3 protein-coding genes are annotated in these 2995 nt (G+C 71.7%); 2 read left to right on the forward strand and 1 reads right to left on the reverse strand.

Features of this window, described 5'->3' with window-relative positions; all coding sequences use genetic code 11:
• The coding region (locus tag AB0G02_RS33485) for an SAM-dependent methyltransferase (RefSeq protein ID WP_360802355.1) at nt 1-392 on the reverse strand (392 nt) is incomplete at its 3' end.
• A 176-nt stretch (nt 393-568) separates the two neighbouring features.
• Between AB0G02_RS33485 and AB0G02_RS33490 the strand changes: the two genes are divergently transcribed.
• The gene (locus tag AB0G02_RS33490; protein ID WP_360802358.1) at nt 569-1915 is read left to right on the forward strand and encodes a cytochrome P450; all 1347 of its coding nucleotides are present in this window, start codon (nt 569-571) and stop codon (nt 1913-1915) included.
• 59 nt (nt 1916-1974) lie between these two features.
• Nucleotides 1975-2973 (forward strand): alpha/beta hydrolase, encoded by a 999-nt coding sequence (locus tag AB0G02_RS33495; protein ID WP_360802362.1) that lies wholly within the window; start codon nt 1975-1977, stop codon nt 2971-2973.
• Nucleotides 2974-2995: the final 22 nt, after the last annotated feature.

A 2995-nucleotide genomic window follows, 5' to 3' on the forward strand; every position in this document is an offset into this window, starting at 1 on the left:
AGGTCCGCCCGCACGGCCGCGGTGCGGTCGTCGCCCGCGAGCAGCAGCCGGCTGTGCGCGACCGCCACCGGGTCCTTGTCGACGTAGACCACCCGGCAGTCCGGCGCGACCTCCCGCGCGATCTCGTGCACGTTGCCCACGGTGGGGATGCCCGAGCCGATGTCGAGGAACTGCCGGACCCCGCGCTCGACCAGGTAGGTGACCGCGCGGCGCAGGAACGCCCGGTTCAACCGGACCAGGTCGCGCGCACCGGGCAGCACCGTCATCATCCGGTCGCCCATCGCCCGGTCGACGGCGAGGTTGTGCGCGCCGCCGAGCAGGTAGTCGTAGGTCCTGGCGACGCTCGGCACCGTCGTGTCGATGCCATCGGGTACCCAATCCAAGTCGCTCATGGCGCGCTCCGGGGCCTTTCGCGCTTTCGGGGGTCGGCGGACCCCGACATCCAACAGCGTGTGGGTCTCCGGCACCAGCAGATTGCACAACTTAACTCCAATGCGCGATCCCGCCGAGCCCGAACGGCGCATAGAGTGCACGCGGTCAACACTCGCGGCAACCAGGAGCGGCAATCGTGACCGCCAGCCCGAAATCAGGCGACCCCGCACAACGCGAGGTTCCTGCGGTTCCCGGTCGATTACCCCTGCTCGGGCACACCGCCGCCCTGTTGCGCCACCGCCTCGCGTTCACCTCGGACCTGCGGTCGCACGGCGCGGTCGTGCGGGTCTACCTGGGCAGACTGCCCCTGCACCTCGTCACCACGGCCGAATTGGCGCATCAGGTGCTCACCGTGGACACCGACAAGTTCGACAAGGGCATCTTCGTCGACAAACTGCGCCGCGCGTTTGGGAACGGGCTGGTCAGCACCAACGGCGATTTCTACCGGAGACAACGTCGGATGGTGCAACCCGCGTTCCACCGCCGCCCCCTGACCAGGTATTCGGAGACGATGACCGCACTGGCCGACGAACTGGCGAATTCCTGGCGGGATGGAAGAACTGTGTCACTCGATCGGGTGATGCAGGACCTCGCGATCTCGATCGTCGGCCGCACGTTGTTCTCCGCGGATTTCGGCTCGTCGGTGAGTGCCGGGATCAGGGCGCACACGCCGACGTTGATCCGGCTCGGCGTGGTCCGCGCGTTGTCGCCCGCGGTGCTGGAGAGGCTGCCGATCCCGGCGAACCGCCGCTTCGACCGGGCCATCGCGCACGTGCACCGGGTCGTGGACGACGTGGTCGACTCCGCGCGCGGGGACCGGGACGACCTGCTGTCCGCGCTGCTGAACGCCCGCGACGAGGACACCGGCGCGGCGATGGACCGGCAGCAGGTCCGCGACGAGGTGGTCACCCTGCTCACCGCCGGTACCGAGACCACCGGCATCGCGCTGGCCTGGCTGTTCCACGAGCTGGCCCGCAACCCGTCGGTCGAACGGCGGGTGCACGCCGAGGTCGACGAGGTGCTCGACGGCCGTGCGGCGACCGTCGCGGACGTCGGGCGGCTGCCGTACCTGGTCCGCGTGATCACCGAGGTGCTGCGCGCCTACCCGCTGTGGCTGATGCTGCGGCGGACCAACACCGAGGTCGAGTTGGGCGGCGTGCGGCTGCCGGCGGGCACGGAGGTCGGCTTCAGCCCGCACGCGCTGCACCACGACCCGCGCTACCACGACGATCCGGACCGCTTCGACCCCGACCGGTGGCTGCCCGAACGCGCCGCCGCCGTGCCGAAGGGCGCCTACGTGCCGTTCGCCGGCGGCCTGCACCACTGCCCGGGGCACGCGTTCGCCCACCTGGAGATCGCGATCGTCGCGGCCACCCTGGCCGCGCGCTGGCGGCTGGTGCCCGTGCCGGGACGCCCCGTGCGCCCCAGGGTGATCGGCCTGCTCTACCCGGACCACCTGCCCATGACCACCCGTTCCCGCTAGTCCACCCCCACGAGCCCGCTCACCTCACCCGTTCCGCCCACGATGGAGGTCGTCCCCCCTTGCGCTACTCGCTCGCCGCCGGCCTGGTGGCTCTCCTGGTGGCGTCGTCGTCGACGCCGGCGTCCGCCGCGGCCGGCACGACCTGCCGCGACGTCGACGCGCCGGTGACCGTCCTGGCCCATCGCGAGGTCGTGCACGGCACCCTGTGCGCCCCGGCAGGCGCGGACACCGTCCAGGTGCTGATCCCCGGGTCCACCTACAACAGCTCCTACTGGGACTTCCCGGACGGCAGGCACTCGTTCCGGGCGGCGCAGAACGCGGCCGGGATCGCCACCCTCGCCCTCGACCGGCTCGGCACCGGCCGCAGCTCGAAGCCGCTCGCCCTGACGTTGACCGCGTTCGTCCAGGCCGACGCCGTGCACCAGGTCGTGCAGGGCCTGCGGTCCGGCGCGTACGGGACGGGGTTCGACCGGGTCGTCGTCGGCGGGCACTCGCTCGGTTCAGCGATCGCCGTCGTCGAGGCGGGCACCTACCGGGACGTGGACGGCGTGCTGCTGACCGGCATGACGCACCGGGTGAACCCGGTGGGCGTGGCGACGGCGTTCGCGAACTTCCGACCGGCCAACCTCGACCGGAAGTTCGGGCTGCTCCAGCCGCTGGGCTACCTGACCACCGCGCCCGGCACCCGGTACGCGAGCTTCCACGCACCGGGCCCGCTCGTGCCGGACGTGATGGAGCTGGAGGAGCAGACCAAGGACGTGTTCTCCCCGACCGAGGCGGCCGACGGGCTCGGCGTGGCCGTGCTGCTGCCGTACAGCCTGCTGATCGACGTGCCGGTGATGACCGCCGTGGGCGGTCGCGACGGCGCCGTGTGCGGTCTGCTCGCCACGGACTGCTCGACGGCGGAGACCCTGCACGCGGCCGAGGAGCCGTACTTCGGCGGGCCGCTGCGGGCCTACGTGCTGCCCGACTACGGCCACTCGATCAACCTCGCGCCCGACGCGCGGGACTACTACTCGGCGGTCTCCTCCTGGGTGTTGGAGGAGGTGGTCCGCTGACCGGTGGTGCGGGGTCCGCACG

The sequence above is a fragment of the Actinosynnema sp. NPDC023658 genome (genome assembly GCF_040639995.1).
In the GTDB taxonomy this organism is placed as follows: domain Bacteria; phylum Actinomycetota; class Actinomycetes; order Mycobacteriales; family Pseudonocardiaceae; genus Actinosynnema.